A 25443-nucleotide genomic window follows, 5' to 3' on the forward strand; every position below is an offset into this window, starting at 1 on the left:
GTCGTTACCTGCCCACGACGGTGCAGGAGGCGGTGGTGGTTTTGGTTGGGTTGCTTTCCGAGGTGGCGGTGAGGGTGATCTTGGACATGAGAGGGCCGTTGGTGCGTTTGGCCAGGACTGGGACGTTGACCTGGGTGCCGAACTTGGCTGTGGTCAAGGCGTTGGGGACTGAGACGGTCCAGCCGGAGTTCTCCGCTTTGGCGGAGACGCGGTAGACGTCGCCGTCGACGTACTGGGTGACGGGTTCCGGGTGTTGGCCTGCGGGGGTGGTGGTGCGGCCGGTGTTGAGGAGGGGGAAGTTGCAGGTGGCGATGTCGTTCGAGGCGGCTCGGCCGGTGGTGGGGAGGACGCGGACGCCGCGTTGTTGGGGACCGGCACCGTCTAGGGAGCGGATGGCGACGGTGTAGGACAGGAGGCCCTGGGGGTCGCGTTTGACGTCGAGGACGTAGAAGTGCAGGCGGTTGGCCGTGTCGACGTACTCGTACTCGCTGCCCGAGTTGGTGCCCGCGTGGAACAGGGCGTCCGACAGCTGGCGGTAGTCGCCGACGGTGATGGGGACGTTCGTGCCGTCGGGCAGGACGTAGTCGGTCATGCCGATGTCCTGCGGGTTGGCGTCGACGACCCAGGCGAACGGCGCCTGGTCCTCGTTCTTGGTCTTGGCGAGCAGCACGCCCGCGTCGGGGGTGAAGGAGTCGACGCCCATCCGGTCGACGACCTCGACGGTGTAGTTCTGGTAGCCGCCGCCGTCGCAGAACGGGTCGGTCCGGATGTCGCAGGCGGGGGACAGGTCGCCGGTGCCGAGGGCGATGTTGACGCCTGCCAGGCCTTCGGGCCCGGTCTGGACGGTGCGGGCGGTGACCTTGGCGACGACCAGGCCGGAGTCGGCCAGGGCCTCCCTGGACAGCCGCAGCACGTTGCGCTCGTCGACGATGCCGAGCTTGATCTTGTTGCGGAGCATGTGCTGCGAGCCCATCGACCCGCCCGCGGTCGCCGGGATGACCCAGCGCGAGTGCGGGCCGCCGGGGCCGTTGAACGAGCCGCGGGAGAGCATGTCCCAGATGCCGTTGTAGTCGCGGCGCGGCGGGCTGCCGTAGGGGTTGCCGTAGTTGTCGCCGATGCCGAGCAGGTGGCTCAGCTCGTGCGCGTACACGCCCTGGCCGGAGCTCTCGGCCTGGGTGGACGAGCCGCCGCCCGCGTTGGGCCAGATGCTGGAGCCCGCGGCCCACGAGGTCCAGTCGACGTAACGGGTGCGCGACCAGTTCGGCAGGGCCGGGTCGGGCGGGCCGAAGTCGTCGGTCACGGCCTCCTTGGTCGGGAACTTCATCATCCCGAACTCCTGCCACGTCCCGGACTCGTCCTGGCCCGCGGACAGGAAGTAGACGAAGTCGTAGCCCTTGGGCACTTCCGCGCCCACGTCGGCGAGCCAGGCGGCGTTGCCGTCGGTGCGGATGTTGCGGTTGCACGTGTCGCCCGCGGGGCAGGCGGTGCCGCCCTGGAACTCCATGGCGTACTCGTGGTCCTTGCCCGGCATCGTGTACGGGCCGAACCCCTTGAGGTCGACGCCGTAGCGCCCGCCGGAGTCCTCCATCCAGTACTCGTGCACGGTGTGGCCGCGGTTGACGGCGTTCGGCTTGTTCAGGAAGTCCTGGTAGAACTGGGCGACCTGGTCGCGGGGCACGCCACTGGCTTCCGCGCTGGGGTTGCCGAACACGGTGGACCGCTCGGGCTGCGTCACGACGAACGGCTGGTTGGGGTAGTCGAGCAGGACCAGCGCGCCCTTGAAGGTGCGCACCGAGCCCTTGACGGCGGGGTCGGCCCAGTTGGTGCCGGGGATCTTCCGGTAGTCGCCCTCCCACGTCATGTGGTCGGGGTTGACCCAGTTCTGCGGGTCGACGGGGCCGGGGAACCCGGCCTGGGCCGCCACGCGGGCGGAGTCGGGGGACTGCTGCCAGGGCTGCCGGCGCGGCCAGTGGTCGAGCTGCCAGTGGTGCAGGGGGTCGTCGAGGGGAGCGGCGGCCACGCCGGAGTTGCCTGCGGCGAGCGCGGCGACCGAGAACAGCGCGGTGATCAGCAGGGCAGGGCGCCGAGTCCCACGACGGACGTGTGTGCGGTCCATGCCACCTCCGTGGTGTCGACTCACACGCTAGCCACCGGTGATCGCTCCGCGTGGTCGCGCGGACACGTTGTCAGTTAACGGAAATCCCGGTGCCACCGCGGTAATTCGCTTGCCCCGTCGACGACACTGCACTGGCGCACCGCACGTCGTGGTGCCGACAACCGAGGAGGCAGCGGCGACGATGGAGATCCGACCCACCACGGACCAGGACCTCGACGTCCTCGTCGGCACGTTCCACGCCGCGATCGGGCGCTTCCCCAACACCCCGGCCGACGGCGGCGGGGCCTGGTGGTCGGCGCTCGAGATGGACCGCGGCCTGCTCGCCACCACGGTCGACGGGCGGCCGATCGGCACCGCGGGCGCGTACTCCTTCGAGCTCACCCTCCCCGGCGAGGCGGTCGTCCCGGTCGCCGGGGTGACCGTCGTCGGCGTCGTGCCGTCGCACCGGCGCCAGGGCGTGCTCACCGCGATGATGCGGCGCCAGCTCACCGACCTGCGGGCCCGCGGCGAGATCGCCTCCGTGCTGCTCGCCTCCGAGGCCGCGATCTACGGCAGGTTCGGGTACGGACCCGCGACCTACACGTCCCGGCTCACGGTGTCCCGCCACCAGTCCGCCTTCACGCCCCCGCGGGCACGGGGAGAGGCCGGCGCCCCGGCGACCGGCTCGGTCGAGCTGTTCCGCCGGTCGGAGTGCGGCGGGATCCTGGAGGAGGTCTACGACCGGTACCGCCGCGCGCAGCCGGGCGCGCTGTCCCGGCCGCCCCGCTGGTGGGCGGCGGGCGCGGGACAGCCGCCGGTCTCCTCGACGCCGCGCTACGTCGTCGTGCACCGCGACGCCGGCGGTGTCCCGGACGGGTACGCCAGCTACTCCCTCGGCGAGGGCGCGACGGTGACGGTGACGGTCGACGAGACCGTCACCACCGACGACGCGGTCTTCACGGCGCTGGCCCGGTACGTGCTCGACCACGACCTGGTCACCGAGGTGGTGTTCAAGCACGTACCGCCAGGGCACCCGCTGCGCTGGCAGCTCGCGGACTTCCGCGCGGGCCAGGTGGGCGACGACACCGACTGGCTCTGGGTGCGGCTGCTCGACGTCCCGCGCGCGCTGGCCGCGCGGGGCTGGTCCGCCGACGGCGAGCTGGTCCTCGACGTCGACGACCCGGCGCTGGGCGAGCACCACCGCTACCTGCTGACCGTGCTGGACGGCAAGGCCGACTGCGTCCCGACCGACCGGGAGCCCGACCTGTCCCTGGACATCAGGGACCTGGGCTCGGTCTACCTGGGTGGCACCGCCCCGAGCACGCTCGTGCGCGCGGGCCACGTCCGCGCCCACCACCCCGACGCGGCCGCCCGCGCCGACGCCCTCTTCCGCGCCGACCGCCCACCGCACTGCGTGCACTGGTTCTGACCGCGCCCACCGTCGGCCGCGCTCAGCGGAAGTCGTCGGCGTGGTCGACGGCCCACTGGGCGTAGGTGTGCGCTGGCGAGCCGGTGACCTTCTCGGCGATGACCGAGGTCAGCGCCGGGACGCCGTCGGCGGCGGCCCACTGGCGCACGATCGCTTCGGCGACGAACGGCGGCATGGTCTTGGCGACCTCCGCGCGCCCCTCGTCCTCGGAGACCCGCTCGACCCGGACCGGGCGACCGAGGGCCTCCCCGATGTGCTCGACCTGGCGTCGCAGGGTGAGGGACTCGGCACCGTGGATCGTGTACGCCTGGTGCGAGTGGCCCCGCTCGGTCAGCGCGGTCACCGCGACGGCCGCGATGTCCTTCTCGTGCACCGGTGCCGACCACGCGAGCGGGTAGGGGAGGCGGACGACGCCGTCGGTGCGGATCGACTCGGCCCACCAGGTGCGGGTGTTGGTGGCGAACGACCCCGGCCGCAGGAACGTCCAGTCCACCCCGGACCGCTGGACGGCGTGCTCGATCGCCCGGTTCACCCGCGGGACCGGGCTGTCGGCGTCGGGGTCCACGACCGACACCGACGACAGCAGGACCACGTGCCGGATCCCCGCGGCCACCACCGCGGCGGTGACCTTCCCGATGTCGTAGGGCCTCATCGGGTCGAGCATCCCGTAGAGGAACGCCCCGTCGGCACCCTCGAACGCCGCGGGCAGCGTCTCGGGGTGGTCCAGGTCGGCGGCGACGTTGTCCGCCCCCGGTATCGCGGGCGCGGTCCGGCCGACCGCTCTGACCCGGTGGCCGGCGGTCAGCAGGCCACCGGCGACGTGGCGTCCCACGTTGCCGCGCGCGCCCAGGACGACGAACTCCATGAGGTGATCTCCTGTCGGTCGGGGTCGGTGTTCGCGTCGGTCAGGCCCGGATGTTCTCCAGGTCCTCCAGCAGGCTCGGGTGCTTCGGCTCCCAGCCGAGGGCCTGCCGGGTGCGCGCGCTCGACGAGGGCTGGTCGGCCGCGAAGATCGGGCCGAGGGCACCGAAGCCCTCCGCGGGCACCGACTCGACCGGCAGGCCGAGCCGTCGGCCGATGACCGCCGCGATGTCGCGCACCTGGTCGCCCTCGTCCGCCACGGCGTGCCAGGCGGTACCGGCCTCGGCCCCCTCCAGGGCGAGGCGGAAGAGGACGGCCGCGTCGAGCGCGTGCACGGCGGGCCAGCGCTGCGTGCCGTCGCCGGGGTAGCCGGAGACCCCGGTCTGCCGGGCGATGGTGGTCAGCAGGCCCGCGAAGCCGCCCTTGCCCTCGTTGTGGACGGTGCGCGGCAGGCGGACGGCCGAGCTCCTGACCCCGCTGGAGGCCAGCTCCAGCACCGCCGCGACCGAGCGGCCACGACCGCCGACCGGGCCGTCGGTCGGCACCGGGTCCTCCTCGGTGGAGGCGCGACCCGGCGCGTAGGGCGTGCCCGAGCAGGTGACGAAGGGCTTGCCGCTGCCCACGAGCGCCTCGCCGATGGCCGTGAGGGCGGCGTTCTCCTCGGCGATGCAGGTCGCGAGGGCCTCGGGGCTGCTGAAGTCGTTGCCGAACGCCAGGTGGATGGCCCCGTCCGCCTGGGCGGCGCCCGCGCGGATGACGTCGAGGTCGGTGAGAGACCCCCGGAGCGGCTCGGCGCCCGCCGCCTCGGCGGCCTGGGCGGACGCGTCGGAGCGGGTGAGTGCGAGCACGCGGTGGCCGTTGTCGATCAGCTCCGCGACGACGGCGGACCCGATCAGGCCGGTGGCACCGGTGATGAAGACGCGCATGGATCTCTCCCTGAGGTGATGGGACTCTTGTCCCGTCACGCTACCAGAGTGATGGGACAAGAGTCCCGTCGCTATGATCGGTGCATGGGTCGATGGGAGCCGGACGCGCGCGGACGTCTCGTCCTGGCCGCCGTCGACCTGTTCACCGAACAGGGGTACGACGCCACGACGGTCGCGCAGATCGCCGAGCGCGCCGGGGTCACCAAGAGCACGTTCTTCCGGCACTTCCCCGACAAGCGCGAGCTGCTGGTCGCCGGGCAGGAGGCGCTGAGCAGGCTGCTGACCGAGGGGATCGCCGAGGCGCCCGACGGCGCGAGCCCGCTCGAGGCGGTCGCGGGCGGCCTCGTGCGCGCCTCGACCGCGATGGGCCCGGCCAACCGCGAGTTCGCCCCCCGGATGAAGGCCGCCATCGCCACCAGCACCGAGCTCCAGGAGCGCGACGCCCTCAAGAGCGTCAGCCTCGCGGCCGCCATGACCGCCGCCCTGGTCGCCCGCGGCGTGCCGGACCCGACCGCCGCGCTGGCCAGCGAGCTGGGTGTCCTCGCCTTCAAGCGCGCGTTCGCCGAGTGGTCGGAGGGCGACCGCGGTGCCGAGGACGAGTTCGCCGGGTACGCCCTGGCCGCCTTGGACGAGCTGCGGGCGGCGAGCGCGTCACTGGGCTGACGGGCTCCCGTCGCCCCGACTTCACCCGGTCGTGGACCCGCCCGTGGAATAGACGCGGGGCGGTGGCTGTTCTGCCGGGCATGTCGGACGAAACTGTGGCACTCAGCCCCACGTCGTGGGTGCAGGACCAGACCAAGCGGATCCTGGAGACCGGGACCACCGAGGGGATCGAGGTCGTCGGGGCCCCGATCGTGCTCTTGACGCTGCGCGGTGCGAAGAGCGGTGTGCTGCGCTACACGCCGGTGATGCGGGTGGAGCACGAGGGCAAGTACGCGGTCGTCGCGTCCAAGGGCGGTGCCGCCGAGCACCCCACCTGGTACTACAACATCAAGGCGCACCCCGAGTTCGAGCTGCAGGACGGGACCGTGAAGAAGACCTACGCCGCGCGCGAGGTCGAGGGCGAGGAGCGGGCGCGGTGGTGGGAGCGCGCTGTCGCGGCCTTCCCGAACTACGCCGAGTACCAGACGAAGACCGACCGCCAGATCCCGGTCTTCGTGCTGGAGTCCAAGTAGGACGTTCGACGGCCGTGAAGGCTGTCACGGCGGTCCGGTGAGTCGAGGACGGGCGGGTGCGTGGTCGGTGCGACCGCACACCCGCCCGTCGTGCACCGGCCGACGAACGCTTCCCCTGGCCGTCAGGTCACCCGGTGAGCGCGCCCTTGCGGGCGAGCAGGTGGACCTCCTGGAACTGCCTGCGGTCGGTGGGCACCGGCTCGCGGACCACCCTGGCCACCTCGGACAGCCCGGCCTCGCGCAGCAGTGCCGAGAGGTGGTCGGGCGCCCACCGGTAGGCCGGGGCGACCGCGTGGTCGAACACCCGCGTCGGGTGGGACGGGCCGTCGGTCGCCGAGAAGCCGAGCAGGAGGTGGCCGCCGGGTGCCAGCACGCGGTGCAGCTCCGCCAGGACGGCGGGGAGCTCGGGCGGCGGGACGTGGATGGCGGACCAGCGGGAGAGCACGCCTCCCAGCTCGCTGTCGGCGATGTCCAGCGCGGCCATCGAGCCGACGTCGAACCGCAGGTCCGGGTGGGCCTGTCGGGCCAGCTCGACCATCACCGGCGAGACGTCGACCCCGAACGCCGCCAGGCCCAGCCCGCGCAGGTGCGCGGTGACGTGGCCAGGGCCGCACCCCAGGTCCGCGACCCTGCCGTTCCCGCCCGCCAGGACGACCTCGGCGAAGGCGGCCAGCGCCATCCGGTCCAGGGGGCTGTCGCGCAGGGAGTCGCGGAACAGCGCCGCGTAGGTGTGGGCGGCCGCGTCGTAGGCCTCGCGGGTGTCGTGTTCGACCATGCGCGGGACAGTAGTTCTAGCCGCGCCCCAACGCGGTCAGCGCCTCGCGGTGCGCGCGGTCCAGCGCCTCGTCGGCCGGGACCGCGATGTCGGGGATGACGCCCACCAGCTCCCAGTTCGTCCCGGACACGGGGTTGACCGCGCGGGCGGTCGGGATGGTCACCTCCAGGTGCGGGTGGACGGCGAAGCCGCGGCGCGGGTGCGCCCCGCCGCCGGTCGTCTCGCCGACGATCGTGGCGCGGCCCAGCTGCTGGAGGTCGTAGCTCAGCTCCTCGGCGCCGGAGAACGTCGCGCCGCTGGTGAGCACGTACACCGGCCGGGTGCCGCCGAACCGCTTGCCGGGCACGTGCGCCGGGCTCCAGAACTGCTGGTACGACTCGTCCTCACGGGTGTGGAACGTGTTGAGGTGGGTCGGCTCGTCGAGCAGGTAGCCGCACACCCACGCCACGGTGTGCGGGTCGCCGCCGCGGTTGCGCCGCAGGTCGATGACCAGCGCGTCGGCGTGCGAGACGAGCGTGAACGCCGCCGTGATCGACTCCGCCGCCATCTCCAGCGGGAACAGCAGCGACGCCAGTTCCAGGTGCGCCACACCGCCGTCGAGCAGGCGGACCAGCGGCACACCGCCCATGTTCTCGGCGAACTCCTTGGCGACGTGCGACCGCGTCGCCTCGTCGTCCTCGTGCGCCTCGTCGACGTGGTGCTTGAGCCGCAGGTGCCGGTCGCCGTTGACCGACTGGAGGTCCTCCGTGACCAGCACGGCCAGCTCCTCGGGCGTGGTGGCGGTCGCGTAGTGGTCGCCGCGCGCGGTGAGGTGGGCGTCCAGCGCGGCCGCGACCTCGGGGAACACGTAGTGCTCGACCAGCAGTCCGCGGGTCCTGGTGATGATCGACGGGATGTCCATGGCGGGAAGTAAAGCAGCGCGGGCACCGAGCCCTCTTGGTGCCGCGCGAAAGCCTTGGGCGGCAACCGGTGCGGGGTCCGGTCCGGCCACCGGTCCGCCGGTGACCGCGGGGCGATCTTCCCGGACGAACGGGCGGCGCGAGTGGTGCCCGGTGTCGCCACCGGGCACCACTCCCGTCACGGTTCGGCGATGTCCAGGGTGACCTTGGACAGCGGACAGCCCACGCAGGTGAGGACGAAACCGTCGGCCTTCTGCCGCGGTGTCAGGCAGTTCGGCCCGTTCATCGCCACCTCGCCCTCGCGGAGCCGCACCATGCAATCCCCGCAGTTGCCTACCGTGCACGAGTACGGCATCGGCAGCCCCGCCGCGAGCCCGGCGTCGAGCAGCGTCTGGCCGGGCTCGACGACCGCGGTGCCGACGTCGTGCGCGCCGTCCAGGACGACCATCCCCTGCGGTGCGGTGGTCGTGGCGGTCGTGTCCGCACCGCTGGTGTAGCGCTCGTGGTGCACGTGGTCGTCCGGCACGCCGAGCCCGGTCAGCACGCCCCGCACCACGTCCACCAGCGCCTCGGGCCCGCACAGGTAGTACCGGGCGTCCCGCGGTGACCGCAGGCCGGCGAGCCAGTCGCGCACACCGGCGGCGTCGAGCCGTCCGCGGGCCCACGTGAGGACGTGCGTGACCGACAGCCGCTCGGGGTTCTCCTCCTCTAGCCGCAGGAGGTCGTCGGCGAAGATGGCCTCCTCCTCGCCGCGGTTGCTGCACAGCAACGAGATCCGGCCGCCCGAGGGTGCCGCCAGCAGCGTGCGGATCATGCTCATCATCGGGGTGACCCCGCTGCCCGCGGCGACCATGACCACGTCGTGCGCCGCCGCCGGATCGGTGTGGAACGACCCGGACGGGCCGCGCAGCGACAGCCGGTCACCCGCCCGCAGGGTGTGGACGTGGGTCGAGAACCGGCCCTCGTCGACCCGCTTGACGGTGACCTCCAGCCGTGCGGCCCCCGGCGCCGACGACGCGGAGTAGGCGCGCCGCACCGGGCGGCCGTCGACGTACGCGACCAGGGTGAAGAACTGCCCCGGCCGGAAGTCGAACGACCTGGGCCGCTCGACGTCCTCCAGCACGAGGGTGACCGCGCTCGGCGTCTCCCGGCGCACCTCGGCGATCCGCACCTCCCGCAACGGGGTCGCCGCGCCGGGGCCGTCCGACGGCCCGGTGCGCCGGGAGTCGACCTCGAGGTCGTCGTAGCCCTCCTTGCGCAGCCCGGACCCGTAGGCGCGGTTCATCACCCGCCGCAACAACCGGCCGATGCCGGGGATCCTCGCGACGCCCTTGAGCAGGCGCGCGGCCAGGCCGTTGTCGCCCTTGGCGAGGTTCGCGGCGAGGTGGTCCCCGGCCACCACCATCAGGTCCGGCGCGGTGCCGCGGTCGAGGTGGGTCGCCGCGGTCCACACCCGCGACCGCGCCACGGCATCGCTGGCGGTCACCTCGGCGCGGTCGACGTCGATGACCAGAGCCGCGTGCGGGGGAGTCCCGCGCAGGGCCATCGTCGCCAGCAGCTCCGGGTCGTCGGTGATCGCGCCCCGGCCGCTGACGTGCAGCACACCGGTCCGGCCGGGAACCAGCGCGGCCAACGAGATCCGGTCGTCCCGCACGAGGTTGTGGAGGCTGTCCGTGCGCTTGTTCCCCTTGCGGTCCGCGATGACGAGCGTCCGGCCGTCGAGGATCCGCGCCACGGTCGGCTGGTCACCGCGCGGACTGGTGTCGCTGCCGCCCACGTCGTCCCAAGTGGACAGTGCGAGGAACTGGGCGGCCGCGACGAAGTCCGCGATGCCGGGGCCGCGCAACGGGCCGTCGCCCTGGACCTCGGGTGCCTGCGGGGGCGGGCCGGGTGGTTGCCACAGGCGCGAGCGGATGACGGCCTGCGCGCAGTGCACGAAGGCCTCCGTGACGTCGACGAACGTCTCGGCGCCTTTCCGCTCGGCCACGGAACCGTTGACGCGCAACGTCTCCCCGACACCGGGAAGGAGGAAGACGAACGACACCGGGCCGTGCGCCTCGCCGTCGGGCAGGGTGAACGAGATCCGCGTGGGGGAGTGCGGGCGCACGAACCCCGGTGTGCCGCCGATGAACGTGGTCCGGCCGACGCCGTCGGCGTCGCGGTAGCCGAAGCCCGCCAGCGGACTGTGCGCCAGGATGGTCCGGCAGCCCTCGTCGAGGGTGCTGATCTGCTTCAGCATGACCTTCGACGGCGGCTTCCCGAGGGTCGCCTCGACCTCGTCGACGGTCGTCATGCGGTGGAGTGTGCCCAACTGCATCGGAAGTCCCCTCTCAGCCCGGTGCCGACCAGCCGTGCCGCCAGTACCCCGCGAACGAGATGTCCGCCTTGGGCACGGCGCGGTCGCCGACGAGGTGCCGTCGCACCGACGTGGCCAGCCGGGACTCGCCCGCGACCCACGCGTACACGGGTCCGGGAGGCAGCACCGCGCGGCGGACCGCCTCCAGCACAAGGGATCCCGGTCGCACGCCCCGGCGGCCGTCGCGGTTGGACCAGCGGACCCGCACCCCCGGCGGTGCCGCCACGTCCCGCACGTCGGCGGCGGTCGGCACCTCGAGGTAGACCTCCGCGGCCAGCGACGGCGGGGCCTGGTCGAGGATCGCGAGGATCGCGGGCAGCGCGGTCTCGTCGCCGACGAGCAGCTGCCACCGGGCGTGCGCGGGCGGCCGGTACGTGGTGCCCATGTCGAAGACGCCCGCCGCGTCACCCGGCCGCGCTTGGCGCACCCAGGAGGACAAGGGCGAGTCGCCGTGCAGGGCGAACTCGATGTCGATCTCGTCGTCGGCCGGTCGGGCGCGGCGGATCGTCAGGTTCCGGACCAGCGGGCGGACCGACCTCGGCATCAGCAGCACCTGGGCCATCCACGCCTCGCTCGACGCGGTCGGCATGCGCAGCGCGGTCTGGCCCGCACGCGGGAAGAACAGCCGGACGGCCTGGTCGCCGCCCGCCACCACCAGGTCCCGCAGCGCCGGACCGCCGAGCGTGAGGCTCGCGAAGCCCGGCGACAGCGCCTCCCGGCGGCGCACCTCCAGTGTGGTCATCGTCCGCGACCCAGGCCGTCGCACCTTGGGGATCACGTCGTGTTCTCGCAGTTCATGGGTATATTGTGAGCATTCGCTCAGGTATTTGACTACTCGCTTTCGCCGCCTTCGGGGAGGACCGGGATGTCGTCGTCGGACCGCCGCCTAGACCCACGTCGCAAGCCCCGCCAGGTGCGCGGCGAGCTCACCCGCGAGCGCATCCTCACGGCGGCTGCTCACGTTTTCGCCGAGCACGGCTACGCCGCGGGCACCACCAACCGCATCGCCGAGCGCGCCCGCGTCTCCATCGGCTCGCTGTACCAGTACTTCCCGAACAAGGACTCCATCCTCGCCGCGCTGCTGATCCAGCACATCGACCGCGGCTCGTGGGCCGGGGCCGACGACCTCGACCTGTCACCGGGCACCCTGCGGACGGCGGTCGAGGCCCTCGTCCGCGACGCGGTCGACAACCACCGCGACGACCCCCAGCTGCTCCGGGTCATGATCGAGGAGGCGCCGGTCTCGAAGGAGCTGCTCGACACGATCGACCGCCACGGGAAGCTGCGCACCGCCCAGGTCCGCGACGTCATCACCCGCCACCCCGACGTCCACGTGGACGACGTCGACGCCGCCGCCGAGATCATCCTGTTCACCGTGGAGATGAACGTCCACAAGTTCATGGCCGGTCCGGGGACGATCCCGGTCGAGGTGTTCGAGAACGAGCTCGTCGCCATGCTGACCCGCTACCTGGGCGGGGACGGTCAGTCGTCGGCGCGCACGACACCCGTGCGGTAGGCGAACACCACCGCCTGGACCCGGTCGCGCAGGCCCAGCTTCATCAGGACGCGGGAGACGTAGGTCTTGACCGTCTCGAAGCCGAGCCCCATCTCGTCCGCGATCTCGTTGTTGGACAGGCCGCGCGCGATCAGCCGCAGCACCTCGCGTTCCCGAGGGGCCAACGGCGCCAAGGGGTCGCGGGCGGGCACGGCGGCGGCCGGGCGGACGCGGTCGGCGAAGCGCCCGATGAGCCTCCGGGTCACGGCGGGCGACAGCAGCGAGTCGCCGCCGGCGACCGTGCGGACCCCGTTCACCAGCTCGGCGAGCGGGGCGTCCTTGAGCAGGAAACCGCTGGCCCCGGCGCGCAGGGCGTCGTAGACGTGCTCGTCGGTGTTGAACGTCGTCACGACGAGCACCTTCGGCGGCCGCACGACGTCGGGCCGCGCGATCCGCCTGGTGGCCTCGATCCCGTCCAGCCCCGGCATGCGGATGTCCATGACGACGACGTCCGGGGCCAGCCGCTCGGCGGCGTCGACCGCGGTGATGCCGTCCGCGGCCTCCCCGACGACCTCCATGTCGGGCTGCGCCCGGAACGCCGTGGCGTAGCCGGTGCGCACCAGCTCCTGGTCCTCGCAGATCAGCAGGCGGATGGTCACGCGCCACCCGCGATCGGGATCACCGCGTGCAGCCGGAACCGGCCGTCGGGCTCCTCACCCGCGGTCAGCCCGCCGCCCAGCGCCGCGACCCGGTCGCGCAGCCCGGTCAGACCGCGCCCGCCGGACAGCTCCCGCCCGGCGCCCACCGGGATCGGCACCGGGGCCGCGGTGTTGGTCACCTCGACCTCCACGCGGTCGTCCCGGTAGCCGGTCCGCACCTCGGTCGGCTGCCCGGCGGCGTACTTCACCGCGTTGGTCAGTCCTTCCTGGACCACGCGGTAGACCGCCAGCCCCACGTCGGCCGGGAGTGCGGTCGGGTCGCCGTCCTCGATCAGTCCGACCGGTTGACCGCTGGTCCGGATCCGCTCCACGAGGTCCCGCACGCTGCCCTGGACCGGCGACCGCGGCTCGGACTCGCCGGTGGCCTCCAGGACGTCGAGCTGGTGCCGCAGCTCCGCGAGGGCCTGCCTGCCCGCCCCTCCCATCGCCGTCAGCGCGGCGAGGACCCGCTCCGGCGACTCGGCGAGGAATCGGGTGGCGTCGGCCTGCACGACGATGGCGGTCACGTGGTGGGTCACCACGTCGTGCAGCTCCCGCGCGATGCGCGACCGTTCGGCGGCCGTCGCCGCGATCGCGGCCAGCCGTCGCCGTTCGGCCTCCTGGGCCCGTTGGCGGCGCACGTGGGCGCCCAGCGCCCAGAACGCGACGAAGATCAGGTAGAAGACCAGGAACTCGGTCATCCGGTCCGGGGAGCCGAGCGCGGTCAGGACGAGGCAGAGCACGACGTGGGCGGCCGTCGCCGCGACGACCGTCGTGCGCCGGAACCGCCGCTGGTGCGCACCGGCGGAGTACAGCGCGAGGTAGACGGTCACGGTGCTGAACTGCGGCGCGTACGCGAGCGACTCGTGGACCGCGAAGGCCGTGCCGGTGATCGCCAGGCAGGTGGCGGGCCTGGTCCTGCGCACGGCGAGCGGCGCCGTCTGAGCCAGCACGAGGACGAGCGAGAACAGGTCGGCCTGCCGCCGCGGCAGGTCACCGAACTCCGCGCCCATGCCGGACAGCGCGGGGACGAACGCCAGGACGGTGAACAGGACCGCGAGCCACCGGTCCCACCCCGCGCTGTCGTGGTCGCGCCACCAGGTCCGCACCACCCGAGACCGGTGTGCGAACCACGTCGTCGGCATGGCCGGACAGCCTACTGTCCCCCGTGCGAGCTACCCGTGGCGTCCTCGGTCTGGGGACTCGCGACCACGCCCTCGCCTCCTACCTTTCCGCCATCCCCAGAGCACCACGGAAAAACGGAGGCACCCCGTGATCGAGTCCGCCCTGTCCCGCGCCCGACGGCGACTGCGCTCCACCGCCGGAGTCCGACCCGCGTGGCGGTTCCCGGTGCTGCTGGTCATGACGGTGGCCGTCATGGTGGTGGCGCAGCAGTTTGTCGTCGCCCTGGGCGACCTCGGCGTCGTCGACCTCGTGGTGGGTGTGGTCGTCGCGGCGGTGTCGTTGCTCCTCTACGCGGGACTCTGCGGGCTCGTGGAGGGACGGCGGCCGGTAGCCGAGCTGCCCCGTGACCGGGCGCTGTCCGGACTGCTGCTGGGAAGCGCCCTGGGTGCCGCCGCCTTCCTGGCCACGATGCTGCTGATCCTGGTCTTCGGCGGCTGGCACGTGACGGCGGGCGACCCCCGCAGGTTCCTGGCGACGCTCGGCGTGATGGCCTGCGTGGCGGTCACCGAGGAGGTGGTGTTCCGCGGCGTGGTCTTCCGCTTCGCCGAGGACCGCTTCGGTACCTGGCCCGCACTGGCGGTGTCCTCGGTGGTCTTCGGCGCGGCGCACCTGGCGGGGACGTCCGAGGCGGGCGTGGGCGCGACGCTGTGGGGCGCGACCGCGATCGCCCTGCAAGGCGGGATCCTGCTGACCGCGGCGCACGTCGCCACCGGCGCGCTGTGGTTGCCGATCGGCGTCCACTTCGCCTGGAACGTCGTCGAGGCCGGGTTCGGCACCGCGGTGTCGGGCAAGACGAGTGAGTTCGGCGGCCTGGTCCACACCGCCCTGTCGGGTTCCCCCGTGCTGACCGGCGGGTCGTTCGGCCCGGAGGCGGGCGTGGCCGGGATCCTGTCCTGCCTTGTCGCGGCGGCTTTCCTGCTCCGCTCGGCGGTCCGCGGTGGACGGGTCAAGCGGGCTGGGTGACCGTCCTCCGCCGGAGAGCCCGACGGTTGAAGTGCGTGCACGCAAAGTTGCGTGTACGCACTTTCTCGTTCTACTCTCGGCGCTCCCACCCCGTCACGAAAGGCAGGACCCCATGCGCGCCAAGGGAATCGCGTACGACACGGGCTTCGTGGTCGACGGCCGGATCTCCGTCGAGACCTTCGACCCCGACGTGGTGCGGCGGGAGCTGACCATCATCCGCGACGACCTGCACTGCAACGCCGTGCACGTCGTGGGCGGTGACCCGGAGCGGCTGGAGCTCGCCGCCCGGTGTGCCGCCGACCTCGGGCTGGAGGTCTGGTTCTCGCCGTACCCGATCGACCTGGAGCCCGCGGAGATCCTGGCGTTGTTCGCCGACTGCGCCCGCCGGGCGGAGGTGGTCCGCGAGGCCGGGGGCGAGGTCGTGTTCGTGACCGGTGTCGAGCTGACCATCATGAACCGCGGCTTCCTCCCCGGCGACGGCCTGGCGCGGCGGCTCGACCTGCTCCTGGGTACGCCCGAGGGGCGGGCCGAGCGCGTCGCCGAGGCGAGCGTCCGCGTCAACGCCTTCCTGCGGGACGCCGTCGCCGCGGTCCGCGAGCTGTTCCGGGGGCGGCTCACCTACGCCTGCATCCCGTTCGAGCGGGTCGACTGGACGCCGTTCGACATCGTCTCGGTCGAGCTCATCCGCTCCGCCGAGGTCGCCGACCAGTACCAGCAGGGGGTGCGGACCCTTGTCGCGCAGGGGAAGCCGGTCGCGATCACCGGTTTCGGCACGGCCACCTGGCGCGGCTCGGGTGACGTGGCGCCGCGCAGCATGGGGATCGTCGAGCACGACGAGTCCGGTCTCCCGGTCCGGCTGAAGGGCGACTACGTCCGCGACGAGGCGGGCCAGGCCGCCTACCTGCTCGAGCTCCTGGAGATCTTCGACGCCGAGGGCGTGGACAGCGCCTTCGTCTACCTCTTCGCGCTGTCCGGCTACCCCCACCGCCCCGACGACCCCCGCCGGGACCTCGACCTGGCCAGCTTCGGCGTCGTCAAGGTCCTCGAAGGCCGCACCGGCGACGCCTACCCCGACCTGCCCTGGGAGCCCAAGGCCGCCTTCACCGCGCTGGCCGGGTACTACCGCTCCTGACCGACCTCGTGCGGGGTTGCTAGACACCGTGTCTCGATACTGTTATGGTTCCAATACACGGTGCCTCGTAACTGACGTCCTCGGGACGTCGCGCAGTTCCGAGTGGACCGCCCCGCACGTCGTTGAAGCCCTCACGGGCGATGGAGAGGACAGACCCATGCGTGTTTTCGTCACCGGAGCGACCGGTTGGATCGGATCCGCGACCGTCGACGACCTGCTCGACGCCGGGCACGAGGTCGTCGGGCTGGCCCGCTCCGCGGACTCGGCCCTGAAGCTGGAGAAGAAGGGGGCGCGGATCCTCCTGGGCGACCTCGACGACCTCGACTCGCTGCGTCGCGGCGCGTCCGAGGCCGACGCGGTCGTCCACCTCGCGAACAAGCACGACTGGGGCAACCCGGCCGAGTCGGACCGCGCCGAGCGGGCCGCCGTCGAGACGATGCTGGAGGCGCTGGTCGGCACCGACCGGCCGTTCATGGTCGCCAACGGCCTGTCCGGACTGTGCGACGGACGCCCGGTGCTGGAGGCGGACGCCTCGCCCGCCATCGGCCCCGACTCCGACCGCGGCGGCAGCGAGAACCTCGCCCTCGACTACGTGGGCAAGGGGGTGGGGTCGATGGCCATCCGGTTCGCCCCGTCGGTCCACGGCGCGGGCGACTGGGGGTTCGTGAACTTCCTCTTCGGGGCCGCCCGCAAGCAGGGCGTCTCCGGGTACATCGGCGACGGCTCGACGACCTGGTCGGCGGTGCACCGCTCCGACACGGCCAGGCTCATCCGGCTGGGCATCGAGAACGCGCCCGCCGGGACCCGGCTGCACGCCACCGCCGAGGAGGCCATCACCACCAGGACGATCGCGGAGGCCATCGGGAAGGTGCTCGGCATCCCGGTCGAGTCGGTCCCCGAGGAGAACGCGGCCGAGCACTTCGGTTTCGTCGGGCACTTCTTCGGCCTGACGATGACCGCGTCCAGCGCCCGCACCCGCGAAGCCCTGTCCTGGAACCCCACCGGGCCGACGCTGGTGGAGGACATCGAGTCCGGCGCGTACGGCACGGCCTGACAACGCCCTGCCGGTGCGTGGAGGAGTACGGATGAACGCCACCCAAGCGATGCCCGCCACTGTGGACAGACCGTCGCGTCCGGGTCTGGTCCTGGTGTGCGTGTGCGTCTGCACCGTCCTGGTCGTCGGCCTGGTCGCCGCGATCAACCTGGCGGTGCCGCAGCTCGCCGCCAGCGGGCTGAGCCCGAGCTCGTCGCAGCTGCTGTGGATCGTCGACGCCTACGTCGTCGTCTTCGCCTGCCTGGTGATCCCCGGCGGCGCGGCGGGGGACCGGTTCGGCCGCAAGGGCGTGCTCGTGGCCGGACTCGTCACCTTCGCGGTGGGCGCGGTGGTCTCGGCGTCGTCGCCGACCGTGGCGATCATGCTGGTCGGCCGGGTGGTCACCGGTCTCGGCGCGGCGATGGTGCTCCCCAACTGCGTGGGGGTGCTCGTCCACGCCACTCCGCCCGAACGGCGTGGGCGCGCTCTCGCCGTCTGGGGCGCGGTGTCCGGGATGGGCGGCATCGTCGGCAACATCGGCGGCGGGGCCCTGCTGACCGGTGGGACGTGGCGGACGCTGTTCGCGGTCGTCGCGTCGATCGCGCTGGTCTGCGCGGTGTGGGTGGTGCGGGCCACGTCCCGCAGCGACCGCGCCTCCCGTGCGCTGGACCCGGTCGGGACGGCGTTGTTCGTCGCCGCGGTCGTGGCGCTGCTGATCGGCGTCATCGAGGCGCCGGAACAGGGGTGGGGGAGTGCCGTGGTCGTCACGGCCCTCGTGCTCGCCGTCGTGGTGGGCGCCGGATGGGTGGTGTTCGAGCTCCGCGCCACCCACCCCCTGCTCGACCCCCGGCTGTTCCGCATCCCGTTGCTCAGCAGCGCGGCCTTCGGCATGTCGGTCATGTTCTTCGGCAGCTTCGGCCTGTTCTACGTCAACGCCTCGCTCCTGCAGTACGGGCGCGGGTACACCGTCCTGCAGGCCGGGCTCGGGACGCTGCCGCTGGCGCTGCCACTGCTGCTGGTGTCGAGGCTCGTCCCGGACCTGGTGCGGCGCACGGGCATCCCCGTCGTCCTGACGGCCGCCTTCGCCGCCATCGGCACCGGCCTGTTCGGACTGTCCACCGCGACCGGACAGCCGTACCCGGCCTACGCGGCGTGGCTCGTCGTGGTCGGCATCGGCTTCGCGCTCGCCCTGCCGTGCCTCACGGCCGAGCTCACCGCGGCCCTGCCCGCCGAGCAGGCGGGCGTCGCCGGAGGACTCCAGGCCGCGACACGGGAGCTCGGCAGCGCCCTCGGTGTCGCCGTGGTCGGCACCGTGCTGACGGCGGCGTTCACCGGGAAGCTGCCGGAGGGCCTGAAGGGCCACGAGCCCGCCGCCCACACCGTCGCCGAGGCGCTCGCCGCGGCTCCCGCCGAACACGACGCCGTGGTCGCGGCCTTCGTCGCCGGCGCCGACACGGCCCTGCGGGTCACCAGCGTCCTCACCCTGCTGGCCGGTGCCGTGGTCGTCGCCGGAGCGCTCCGCGCCGCCCGGTCCGGTCGTCACAACTAGCTCGAACACCCCTTACAGGAAGGCAAGTCCATGTCCGCAGAACCCTTCGAAGCCGGCGTGACGGCTTTCATGCTGGTGAAGACCACCTCCGAATGGCTCGCCCTCTCGGTCCCGCGGCGGATCGAGGTGTTCCGCACCGAGGTGCTCCCGGCGATCGAGGAGAAGGTGCAGGGCGTGCGGTCGCGCTTCTTCGACACCGAGTTCTACTCCGCGCGCGTGACCGACGTGTGGATGTGGGAGGCGCGGGACCACCACTCCTACCAGCTCCTCGTGGAGGCGCTGCGCGAGACCTCCTTCTGGGACCAGTACTTCGAGGTCGTCGAGCTGCTGGTCGGCGTCGAGAACGGCTACGCGAAGAACTACGACGTGGAAGCCCTCGCCACCGTCAACGCGTGAAGGTCCGCCGGACGCGTCGCCCCGCACGGCGGCGCGTCCGGTGCCGTGTCGAGCGATAGGGTCCGCGCCATGGACACGCCCGTCAACCGAGGTGGCCGCCCCCGCAGCGAGCAGGCGCGCGACGCCGTCCTGCACGCGGTGGACGACCTCCTCCTCGAGGTCGGCTACTCCGCGATGACCATGAAGGGGATCGCCGAGCGCGCCGGGGTGGGACGCCAGACCGTGTACCGCTGGTGGTCCACCAAGGCGGAGATCCTGTTCGAGGCCACCGTCGCGGACGCGGAGGAGGAGCTGGCCGTCCCGCCGACGGGCAGCTCGCTCGACGACCTCGTCGGCTACCTCGACTCCCTCAAGCACTTCCTCGAAGGATCGGCCGCGGGGGCGGCCTACCGCGCGCTCATCGCCGCGGCGCAGCAGGACCGCGCGGTCGCGGCCCTGCTCGCCTCCAAGGACGTGCTCGGCGACAGCGCCCGCGTGGTCGTGGAGCGCGTCGCCGAGCACGAGGCCCTGCCGTCCCCTCCGGAGCACGTCACCGCGCTCCTGGTCGGGCCGATGTTCTTCTGGGTCATGAGCGGCCGCGACACCGTCCACCTGGACACCGGAGAGCTCGCCGCGACGGTCCTCTCCGAGCTCCGCGCCGCGAAGGTGGGCTGAGGTCCCACTTCGGGCGGACCGCGGGTAGTTGAGGAATCAATCAGCGCGGTGGCGCGTTCCACGGGCGTGAAGAAAATCGGCTTCCTGTCCTTCGGGCACTGGTCCGACAGCGCGCACTCGCAGACGAGGACGGCGTCCGACGCGCTCCTGCAGGCGATCGACCTCGCCGTGGCCGCGGAGGAGCTGGGCGCGGACGGCGCCTACTTCCGGGTGCACCACTTCGCGAGGCAGCTGGCCTCGCCGTTCCCCCTGCTGTCCGCGATCGGCGCCAAGACCCGGCGCATCGAGATCGGCACCGGCGTGATCGACATGCGGTACGAGAACCCGATGTACATGGCCGAGGACGCGGGCGCCGCCGACCTCATCTCGGGCGGCAGGCTCCAGCTCGGCATCTCCAGGGGATCGCCCGAGCAGGTCATCGACGGCTGGCGGTACTTCGGCTACCAGCCGGGCGAGGGCGACACGGAAGCGGACATGGCGCGCAAGCACGCCGAGGTGCTGCTGACCGTGCTGCAGGGCGAGGGTTTCGCCCAGCCCAACCCGCGCCCGATGTTCCCCAACCCGCCGGGGCTGCTGCGCGTCGAGCCGCACTCGCCGGGGCTGCGCGAACGGATCTGGTGGGGCGCGAGCTCCAACGCCACCGCGGTGTGGGCCGCGCGGCAGGGCATGCACCTGATGAGCTCGACGCTCAAGAACGACGAGGGCGGGGCACCGTTCCACGTCCAGCAGGCCGAGCAGATCCGCACGTTCCGCAAGGCGTGGGCGGAAGCCGGGTGGGAGCGCGAGCCGCGCGTCTCGGTGTCGCGCAGCATCTTCGCGCTCACCTCCGACCTCGACCGCGCCTACTTCGGGGACGACCGCGGCAGCGCCGACCACGTCGGCTACATCGACGCCGACACCAGGGCGATCTTCGGCCGCACCTACACCGCGGAGCCCGACGTGCTGGCGGAGCAGCTGGCCGAGGACGAGGCCATCGCCGAGGCCGACACGCTGCTGCTGACCGTGCCCAACCAGCTCGGCGTCGACTACAACACCCATGTCATCGACAACGTCCTCACCCACGTCGCCCCCGCGCTCGGCTGGCGCTGACCTGCGAGGTCAGCGCAGCCCGCCGGAGGCGAAGACGACGTCACCGGTGATCCACGCGGCGTCGGGGGAGGCGAGGAAGGCCACCACGGGGCCGATGTCGGACGGCTGTCCGAGACGGCCCAGCGGGGTGGCCGCGACGACGCCCGCGACCAGCCCCTCGTCGGCGACCAGGCCGCGGGAGCCCTCGGTCTCGGTGGCGCCCGGTGCCACCGCGTTGACCCGGACGTTGCGCGGCCCGAGCTCGTTGGCCAGCACCCTGGTCAGCGTGGTGACGGCGGCCTTGGTCGACAGGTGCAGCGCCGCGCCGGGCCGGTTGCCCGCGAGGCCGGAGGTCGAGACGTTGACGATCGACCCGCCGGTCGCGGGCACCCGCCGGACGAACGCCCGGCAGGTCAGGAAGGTGCCGAGCACGTTGGTCCGGTACTGCCGGTCGAACTCCTCCGGCGTCACGTCCTCCAACGGCCCGAACGTGTAGGTCGCCGCGTTGTTCACCAGCGTGTCGACCGGCCCGAACGCCGCCGCGGCCCGGTCGAACAGCCGCTCGACGTCATCGGGTTCCCCGACGTCCCCGGCCAGCGCCACGGCCTTGCCGCCGTGCGCGACGATGTCCGCCACGGTCCGTTCGGCGGCCGAGCGGTCGGCGGCGTAGTTCACCGCGACCGCGGCCCCGGCGGCCGCCAGTGCCGACGAGATCCCCCGCCCGATGCCCTTCCCGCCGCCGGTCACCAGTGCCACGCGCCCGTTCAGGTCGATCATGTTCCGCTCCTCGCCGCTGTGCCGACCGGCGAAAGGTAGCGACCCGACCTACCAAAGGTAAGTACATACCTTTCGGTAAGCTCCTCCCATGAGCGAGCCGTCGGGTCCTCCGCGCGACCTCTTCGGCGCCGACTGCCCCAGGCTGCCGATCCGCGCCGACATCACCGGCCGCTGGGCCACCCTGCTGCTCGCCGCGCTGACGACCCGCCCGCACCGCTTCGCCGAACTGGCCGCCCGCCTCGACGGCATCAGCGAGAAGGTGCTGTCCCAGACGCTGCGCACCCTCACCCGCGACGGCCTCGTCAGCCGCACCGCCACCCCCACCGTCCCGATCCAGGTCACCTACGAGCTGACCCCGCTCGGCGCCGACCTCACCCCGCGCCTCGTGGACCTCGTCACGTGGGCCGACCGGCACGGGCCCGCCATCCAGGCGGCCCGGTCCGCCTACGACGCCGACCCGCCGATCCCACCCGCCGTGGCGAACCGGCACTGACGTCGCCCGGTCGGCGCGTCACCTCCCGGACCGGTGTTGATCGAAAACCGGTGTCGGACCGGTCCGGTGTCGGCGACAATGGTGCCTTGGGGGATTGGGGTGGGGGATGAGGCGTGCCTGGGGGCTGTCGGCCGCGCTGCTCGCGGTGTCGACGTACGCGTGCCTGTACGTGGCGGCGCTGCTGCCCTTGACGATCTGGGCCGCCGCACCGGACGCGCGGTCCCACCGGGGCGGGCCCGCCTCCGTCCTGCCGCACCTGCTGGTCTACTTCGTCGACCGGACGCCGCAGGAGGCCTACTTCGCGCAGACGCGGGGGTGGGAGTGGTTGCCGCGCCTCGTCCTGCTGGTGGCCTTGGTGTTCACGGCCTACCTGGCCACCCGCGCGGTCGCGGCGGGGCGTGCGCGGGTCGCGGTGCTCCAGGCGGGTGCCGTGCTGCTGGCGGCGGGACTGGCCGACCTGGTCGGGCTGGCGGTGGTGGTCGCGCGGTCGGACGGGGCGGGGAGCGTCGCGGTCGACCTGGCGAGCGCGGGGATCTTCTGGACCTACGACGCGCTGTACTTCGGCTTCCTGTGCACCGGCATCGTCGTCATCGGGTTCCTCCTCCAACGGCTGCTGTGGACGTTCGCCGGACGCCCGTGGGACGCCCTCGCCGACCCGCCCGCCACCGACGCCGGCCCCGTGCGGACGGGGAACCTGGCGTTGGCCTGCTCGCTGCCGATCGTGGCGCTCGCGTTGCTGGGCGGTGCTTTCTCCTACTCCGGGAAGTCCGAACAGGAGATCCGGCTGGTCGAGGAGGTGGCCGGTGTCGTGCTGCACCCGCGGTTGCAGCTCCGGCCGCAGGCCGACCCTGAGGCGGGGTTCGGCGAGGTGGTCGGCGCGGAGCGGTGGGTGCCGGGATCGGTGTCGGCGGTCCTGTCCCTTGTGGTGTTGTGGTTGTTGCTGCGCTGGGCGCTTGGCGGCATCCGACCGACCGCCGGGAGTGCCGCGGTGTTCGTGGCGGTGTGGGGAGTCGTCGTGATCGCGAGCGCGTTGGGCGGGGTCGTCGACGCCGTGGCGTTCCCACCGTCGACCGATGACGTCCTCCACGCGACGAGGTTCGGCGTGGTCTGGGGCTGGGTGCCCGCCGTGATCGCGGTGGTGGTGCTCAGGCGGAGGAGGGCGTGAACCGTTCTCCCTACCCGCACTCGGGTTTGGTGCCCGCCTGGATCTCGGCGTACTCGGCGCCGGACACTCGGCGGTAGGGCTGCGGGCACTTGCGCAGGGCGGCGAGGAATACCGACGAGTACCGCGCGGGGTCGAGGTGCCCCGTCACCTCGAACGGCTTGCCGCCCGGCGCGGTGACCGACATCTGCCCGCGCTTGCCGTCGGCGATGTAGTCGACCTCGATCGTCCAACGGCAGTGCGGGCCCGAGGTCGTCGCCTCGACGGTGACCACGTTCTTCTCACCCTTGGGCAGCCTGATCGTCTTCTGCTCGAAGTACGGGAACGGCGCCGTACCACCCCCGATCGTCATCATGACCGGATTGGGCCGGTCCACGGCCACACCGAACCGGAATTTGTCACCCGCCCCCTGGGCCGGCGTCTCGACCAGACTTCCGTCCAGCGGCGGCTCGCACGGTGCCACCAGCTTCGGCCGCATGTCCGTCACGACCACCTCCGACGTCCGCCTGCCCTCCAACGTCACCTCCCACCGGGCCACGTCCAACGGCACCTCCCCCTGCCGCTCCAGCCACTCGGCCGACGGCGGACCCGCCTTCCGATCCCACCCCGCGATGTCCTCTTCGGACGGTGGCCTGCTCAGGAAGTACGCCGAGTTCAGGTTCAGGTAGTGCACGTCACGCACCTCCACCGGCGCCCGCCCCGACGCCTCCTCAGCCTCGTCAACAGGCAACAACGCCCCGAAGAAGCTCTTGACGTAGTCGGAGAAGTAAGCCGCCGTCGCCGCCAGCAACAACGTCACCAACCACACCACCGGCTTGCCAAGCACCCGCTTCCACACCGGGGTGGCGGGCGGTGCGGCGGCTGATGCCGCAGCCGGCCGAGGCCGCTGCTGGTACGGGCGGCGAGTGCCCGACTTGGGGCGGTCACGCATCCGACCTCCGTGAGTTCAGAACCGGATCAACCCTACTGGGTCACCGAGTCCCGCGAAGGCAGTTCGCCAGCGCACCCACACCAGAACAGCTACCACCGATACACCTTCACCCCAAGGCCAAAGAAGCCCCCACCACCTCACCCACTCCTCGCCGACGACCACCACCGAGGCGCACCCGCTTCACCAACACACCTACTCACCAGCGGCCCCTGGCCGAACGGATCCCATACCACCAACCCAACCCGCCCACTCCCAACCAAAATCCACCGCCATATGCCGCCCCAGCACACCTACCCCGCCTGCACCCCGTGGCCCCAAGGCCATCCGTGCCACCATCTCGGCCTGCGTCGCTATGTCGAAGCCCGCTGTCGTAGTCCTCCAGCCCACCGACACACTCGCCCCACCCGCGCTCCACAGCCGCCAGCAAGACCGTGCCACCGCCTCGGCCCAGACACCTGGTCGAAGTCGACCATCGCGGTCCACCAGCACACCGACGCACTCGCTCTGCCTGTGCTCGTGGCCGAAGGGGAGTCCATACCACCGTCTCGGCCCACCACTCCTGGCCAAAGTCCACCGTCGTCGGTGCGCCAGCGCACCGACGAACCCGACCCGCCTGCGCCCCGCGTCTCGGTCCCACCTGACCTGGCCTTGCCGCCAGCGGCGCCATCGACCGCTGTGGCTTAGCGGGTGCGGTAGCGCGCGTAGACCAGCCCACTGTCGAACGCGCGTTCCTCCACCAGGTCGAGGTCCAAGCGCACGCCGTCGGGGAAGAATCGCTTGCCACCACCGACCACGGTCGTCGTGATGAACAGGTGGTACTCGTCCACCAGACCGGCAGCGATCGCCTGAGCCGCGATGGTCGGGCCGTCGATGCTGAGGTCGTGGTCGGACTCGGCCTTGAGCTTGCGCACCACGTCCGGGTCGAACGTCCGCTCGATCCTGGTCCTCGCGCTGGACACCGACTCCAGCGTCGTGGAGTACACGACCTTCTCCGCGGCCTGCCAGTCGCGCGCGTACTCCACGAACTGCGGCGGCTGGTCGGGCTCGGTGTGCGCGGTCTCCCAGAACACCATCGTCTCGTATATCCGCCTGCCGTAGAGGAACGTGCGGACAGGACGGAAGACGTCCCCGATGAACGCGTGCACCTCTTCGTCCTCGGCAGGCCCGGTGCCGAGGCCGCCTTCCGCCGCCTCGGCGTAGCCGTCGAGCGAGGTGATCATCGAGTAGATGAGCTTCGCCATGCTCCTCCTCCATCACGACCGCGCCGGTCGACAAGCGGTCCTACCAGTGATGACCTCCGCACGCCCCCGAACTCATCGGTCACCCCCAGCACTGCACTCCCTGCCCGACACCACGGCGAACAGTCGGCCGCGTAACACCCTCGCTACGCC

General features: G+C 72.3%; 25 protein-coding genes. 13 read left to right on the forward strand and 12 right to left on the reverse strand.

What is annotated here, in order from left to right:
- Nucleotides 1-4: 4 nt before the first annotated feature.
- Nucleotides 5-2116, reverse strand: coding sequence for a M6 family metalloprotease domain-containing protein (locus CLV43_RS24460; protein ID WP_106189602.1), 2112 nt, complete (start codon nucleotides 2114-2116; stop codon nucleotides 5-7).
- 181 nt (nucleotides 2117-2297) lie between these two features.
- Here CLV43_RS24460 and CLV43_RS24465 point away from each other — a divergent pair, with 181 nt between their 5' ends.
- Nucleotides 2298-3524: a GNAT family N-acetyltransferase gene (locus CLV43_RS24465; RefSeq protein ID WP_106189603.1), complete on the forward strand. Its 1227-nt coding sequence runs from the start codon at nucleotides 2298-2300 to the stop codon at nucleotides 3522-3524.
- Nucleotides 3525-3546: 22 nt separating this feature from the next.
- Here the strand turns inward: CLV43_RS24465 and CLV43_RS24470 are convergent, their stop codons facing one another.
- Together CLV43_RS24470 and CLV43_RS24475 are read right to left on the reverse strand one after the other, a co-directional pair.
- Complete coding sequence (locus tag CLV43_RS24470) at nucleotides 3547-4389, reverse strand: NAD(P)H-binding protein (protein WP_106189604.1); 843 nt, start codon at nucleotides 4387-4389, stop codon at nucleotides 3547-3549.
- Nucleotides 4390-4429: 40 nt separating this feature from the next.
- Nucleotides 4430-5311, reverse strand: coding sequence for an SDR family oxidoreductase (locus CLV43_RS24475; RefSeq protein WP_106189605.1), 882 nt, complete (start codon nucleotides 5309-5311; stop codon nucleotides 4430-4432).
- A gap of 84 nt (nucleotides 5312-5395) precedes the next feature.
- Between CLV43_RS24475 and CLV43_RS24480 the strand changes: the two genes are divergently transcribed.
- Entirely contained in the window at nucleotides 5396-5974 is a 579-nt protein-coding gene (locus tag CLV43_RS24480; RefSeq protein ID WP_106189606.1) for a TetR/AcrR family transcriptional regulator, read from the forward strand.
- An 80-nt stretch (nucleotides 5975-6054) separates the two neighbouring features.
- On the forward strand, nucleotides 6055-6486 hold the full coding sequence (locus tag CLV43_RS24485) for a nitroreductase family deazaflavin-dependent oxidoreductase (RefSeq protein ID WP_106189607.1): 432 nt from the start codon (nucleotides 6055-6057) through the stop codon (nucleotides 6484-6486).
- A 127-nt stretch (nucleotides 6487-6613) separates the two neighbouring features.
- Here CLV43_RS24485 and CLV43_RS24490 read toward each other — a convergent pair whose 3' ends face one another.
- The 4 genes from CLV43_RS24490 to CLV43_RS24505 all read right to left on the reverse strand — a co-directional run bounded on the left by CLV43_RS24490 (nucleotide 6614) and on the right by CLV43_RS24505 (nucleotide 11258).
- Nucleotides 6614-7261, reverse strand: a complete 648-nt coding sequence (locus tag CLV43_RS24490) for a class I SAM-dependent DNA methyltransferase (protein WP_106189608.1) — start codon at nucleotides 7259-7261, stop codon at nucleotides 6614-6616.
- 16 nt (nucleotides 7262-7277) lie between these two features.
- Nucleotides 7278-8162 (reverse strand): S41 family peptidase, encoded by an 885-nt coding sequence (locus CLV43_RS24495; protein ID WP_106189609.1) that lies wholly within the window; start codon nucleotides 8160-8162, stop codon nucleotides 7278-7280.
- Nucleotides 8163-8338: 176 nt separating this feature from the next.
- Entirely contained in the window at nucleotides 8339-10453 is a 2115-nt protein-coding gene (locus CLV43_RS24500) for a 2Fe-2S iron-sulfur cluster-binding protein (RefSeq protein ID WP_245886907.1), read from the reverse strand.
- 37 nt (nucleotides 10454-10490) lie between these two features.
- Nucleotides 10491-11258, reverse strand: coding sequence for a siderophore-interacting protein (locus CLV43_RS24505; protein ID WP_170155991.1), 768 nt, complete (start codon nucleotides 11256-11258; stop codon nucleotides 10491-10493).
- A 123-nt stretch (nucleotides 11259-11381) separates the two neighbouring features.
- Between CLV43_RS24505 and CLV43_RS24510 the strand changes: the two genes are divergently transcribed.
- Complete coding sequence (locus CLV43_RS24510; protein ID WP_106189612.1) at nucleotides 11382-12032, forward strand: TetR/AcrR family transcriptional regulator; 651 nt, start codon at nucleotides 11382-11384, stop codon at nucleotides 12030-12032.
- Here the strand turns inward: CLV43_RS24510 and CLV43_RS24515 are convergent.
- Nucleotides 11999-12670 (reverse strand): response regulator, encoded by a 672-nt coding sequence (locus CLV43_RS24515; protein ID WP_106189613.1) that lies wholly within the window; start codon nucleotides 12668-12670, stop codon nucleotides 11999-12001. The two genes, CLV43_RS24510 and CLV43_RS24515, sit on opposite strands and share 34 nt — an antisense overlap.
- A complete protein-coding gene (locus CLV43_RS24520; protein ID WP_106189614.1) occupies nucleotides 12667-13854 on the reverse strand; it encodes a sensor histidine kinase in 1188 nt (395 codons plus the stop codon). Before CLV43_RS24520 ends, CLV43_RS24515 begins: the two co-directional genes overlap by 4 nt.
- 127 nt (nucleotides 13855-13981) lie before the next feature.
- Between CLV43_RS24520 and CLV43_RS24525 the strand changes: the two genes are divergently transcribed.
- The 7 genes from CLV43_RS24525 to CLV43_RS24555 all read left to right on the forward strand — a co-directional run bounded on the left by CLV43_RS24525 (nucleotide 13982) and on the right by CLV43_RS24555 (nucleotide 20710).
- Nucleotides 13982-14857 (forward strand): CPBP family intramembrane glutamic endopeptidase, encoded by an 876-nt coding sequence (locus CLV43_RS24525; RefSeq protein ID WP_245886910.1) that lies wholly within the window; start codon nucleotides 13982-13984, stop codon nucleotides 14855-14857.
- 112 nt (nucleotides 14858-14969) lie between these two features.
- Entirely contained in the window at nucleotides 14970-15989 is a 1020-nt protein-coding gene (locus CLV43_RS24530; RefSeq protein WP_106189615.1) for a glycoside hydrolase family 113 protein, read from the forward strand.
- Between the two features lie 157 nt (nucleotides 15990-16146).
- Nucleotides 16147-17043 (forward strand): SDR family oxidoreductase, encoded by an 897-nt coding sequence (locus CLV43_RS24535; RefSeq protein ID WP_106189616.1) that lies wholly within the window; start codon nucleotides 16147-16149, stop codon nucleotides 17041-17043.
- A 31-nt stretch (nucleotides 17044-17074) separates the two neighbouring features.
- Nucleotides 17075-18571 (forward strand): MFS transporter, encoded by a 1497-nt coding sequence (locus tag CLV43_RS24540; protein WP_245886913.1) that lies wholly within the window; start codon nucleotides 17075-17077, stop codon nucleotides 18569-18571.
- Between the two features lie 30 nt (nucleotides 18572-18601).
- Nucleotides 18602-18967: a darcynin family protein gene (locus tag CLV43_RS24545; RefSeq protein ID WP_106189617.1), complete on the forward strand. Its 366-nt coding sequence runs from the start codon at nucleotides 18602-18604 to the stop codon at nucleotides 18965-18967.
- 69 nt (nucleotides 18968-19036) lie between these two features.
- Entirely contained in the window at nucleotides 19037-19621 is a 585-nt protein-coding gene (locus tag CLV43_RS24550) for a TetR/AcrR family transcriptional regulator (protein WP_106189618.1), read from the forward strand.
- A gap of 66 nt (nucleotides 19622-19687) precedes the next feature.
- Complete coding sequence (locus tag CLV43_RS24555; RefSeq protein ID WP_106189619.1) at nucleotides 19688-20710, forward strand: LLM class flavin-dependent oxidoreductase; 1023 nt, start codon at nucleotides 19688-19690, stop codon at nucleotides 20708-20710.
- A gap of 9 nt (nucleotides 20711-20719) precedes the next feature.
- On the opposite strand, the gene CLV43_RS24560 is transcribed toward CLV43_RS24555, so the two are convergent.
- Nucleotides 20720-21466 (reverse strand): SDR family NAD(P)-dependent oxidoreductase, encoded by a 747-nt coding sequence (locus tag CLV43_RS24560; protein WP_106189620.1) that lies wholly within the window; start codon nucleotides 21464-21466, stop codon nucleotides 20720-20722.
- 88 nt (nucleotides 21467-21554) lie between these two features.
- On the opposite strand from CLV43_RS24560, the gene CLV43_RS24565 reads away from it, so the two are divergent.
- Nucleotides 21555-21959 (forward strand): winged helix-turn-helix transcriptional regulator, encoded by a 405-nt coding sequence (locus tag CLV43_RS24565; protein WP_106189621.1) that lies wholly within the window; start codon nucleotides 21555-21557, stop codon nucleotides 21957-21959.
- Between the two features lie 106 nt (nucleotides 21960-22065).
- Nucleotides 22066-23124, forward strand: a complete 1059-nt coding sequence (locus CLV43_RS24570; RefSeq protein ID WP_106189622.1) for a hypothetical protein — start codon at nucleotides 22066-22068, stop codon at nucleotides 23122-23124.
- 10 nt (nucleotides 23125-23134) lie between these two features.
- Here CLV43_RS24570 and CLV43_RS50105 read toward each other — a convergent pair whose 3' ends face one another.
- Both CLV43_RS50105 and CLV43_RS24580 read right to left on the reverse strand, forming a co-directional pair.
- The gene (locus CLV43_RS50105; protein WP_146174891.1) at nucleotides 23135-23920 is read right to left on the reverse strand and encodes a hypothetical protein; all 786 of its coding nucleotides are present in this window, start codon (nucleotides 23918-23920) and stop codon (nucleotides 23135-23137) included.
- Between the two features lie 812 nt (nucleotides 23921-24732).
- A complete protein-coding gene (locus CLV43_RS24580; protein ID WP_106189624.1) occupies nucleotides 24733-25293 on the reverse strand; it encodes a dihydrofolate reductase family protein in 561 nt (186 codons plus the stop codon).
- Nucleotides 25294-25443 lie beyond the last annotated feature (150 nt).

The organism is Umezawaea tangerina, from assembly GCF_003002815.1.
GTDB classification, from domain to species: domain Bacteria; phylum Actinomycetota; class Actinomycetes; order Mycobacteriales; family Pseudonocardiaceae; genus Umezawaea; species Umezawaea tangerina.

Coding starts and splice junctions, on each gene's coding strand:
- CLV43_RS24465 (WP_106189603.1), top strand. CDS start 2,298: ATGGAGATCCGACCCACCACGGACCAGGACCTCGACGTCCTCGTCGGC.
- CLV43_RS24510 (WP_106189612.1), top strand. CDS start 11,382: ATGTCGTCGTCGGACCGCCGCCTAGACCCACGTCGCAAGCCCCGCCAG.
- CLV43_RS24540 (WP_245886913.1), top strand. CDS start 17,075: ATGAACGCCACCCAAGCGATGCCCGCCACTGTGGACAGACCGTCGCGT.
- CLV43_RS24545 (WP_106189617.1), top strand. CDS start 18,602: ATGTCCGCAGAACCCTTCGAAGCCGGCGTGACGGCTTTCATGCTGGTG.
- CLV43_RS24495 (WP_106189609.1), bottom strand. CDS start 8,162: ATGGACATCCCGTCGATCATCACCAGGACCCGCGGACTGCTGGTCGAG.
- CLV43_RS24535 (WP_106189616.1), top strand. CDS start 16,147: ATGCGTGTTTTCGTCACCGGAGCGACCGGTTGGATCGGATCCGCGACC.
- CLV43_RS24505 (WP_170155991.1), bottom strand. CDS start 11,258: ATGACCACACTGGAGGTGCGCCGCCGGGAGGCGCTGTCGCCGGGCTTC.
- CLV43_RS24475 (WP_106189605.1), bottom strand. CDS start 5,311: ATGCGCGTCTTCATCACCGGTGCCACCGGCCTGATCGGGTCCGCCGTC.
- CLV43_RS24565 (WP_106189621.1), top strand. CDS start 21,555: ATGAGCGAGCCGTCGGGTCCTCCGCGCGACCTCTTCGGCGCCGACTGC.
- CLV43_RS24500 (WP_245886907.1), bottom strand. CDS start 10,453: ATGACGACCGTCGACGAGGTCGAGGCGACCCTCGGGAAGCCGCCGTCG.
- CLV43_RS24570 (WP_106189622.1), top strand. CDS start 22,066: ATGAGGCGTGCCTGGGGGCTGTCGGCCGCGCTGCTCGCGGTGTCGACG.
- CLV43_RS24460 (WP_106189602.1), bottom strand. CDS start 2,116: ATGGACCGCACACACGTCCGTCGTGGGACTCGGCGCCCTGCCCTGCTG.
- CLV43_RS24485 (WP_106189607.1), top strand. CDS start 6,055: ATGTCGGACGAAACTGTGGCACTCAGCCCCACGTCGTGGGTGCAGGAC.
- CLV43_RS24560 (WP_106189620.1), bottom strand. CDS start 21,466: ATGATCGACCTGAACGGGCGCGTGGCACTGGTGACCGGCGGCGGGAAG.
- CLV43_RS24530 (WP_106189615.1), top strand. CDS start 14,970: ATGCGCGCCAAGGGAATCGCGTACGACACGGGCTTCGTGGTCGACGGC.
- CLV43_RS24480 (WP_106189606.1), top strand. CDS start 5,396: ATGGGTCGATGGGAGCCGGACGCGCGCGGACGTCTCGTCCTGGCCGCC.
- CLV43_RS24550 (WP_106189618.1), top strand. CDS start 19,037: ATGGACACGCCCGTCAACCGAGGTGGCCGCCCCCGCAGCGAGCAGGCG.
- CLV43_RS24520 (WP_106189614.1), bottom strand. CDS start 13,854: ATGCCGACGACGTGGTTCGCACACCGGTCTCGGGTGGTGCGGACCTGG.
- CLV43_RS24580 (WP_106189624.1), bottom strand. CDS start 25,293: ATGGCGAAGCTCATCTACTCGATGATCACCTCGCTCGACGGCTACGCC.
- CLV43_RS24470 (WP_106189604.1), bottom strand. CDS start 4,389: ATGGAGTTCGTCGTCCTGGGCGCGCGCGGCAACGTGGGACGCCACGTC.
- CLV43_RS24490 (WP_106189608.1), bottom strand. CDS start 7,261: ATGGTCGAACACGACACCCGCGAGGCCTACGACGCGGCCGCCCACACC.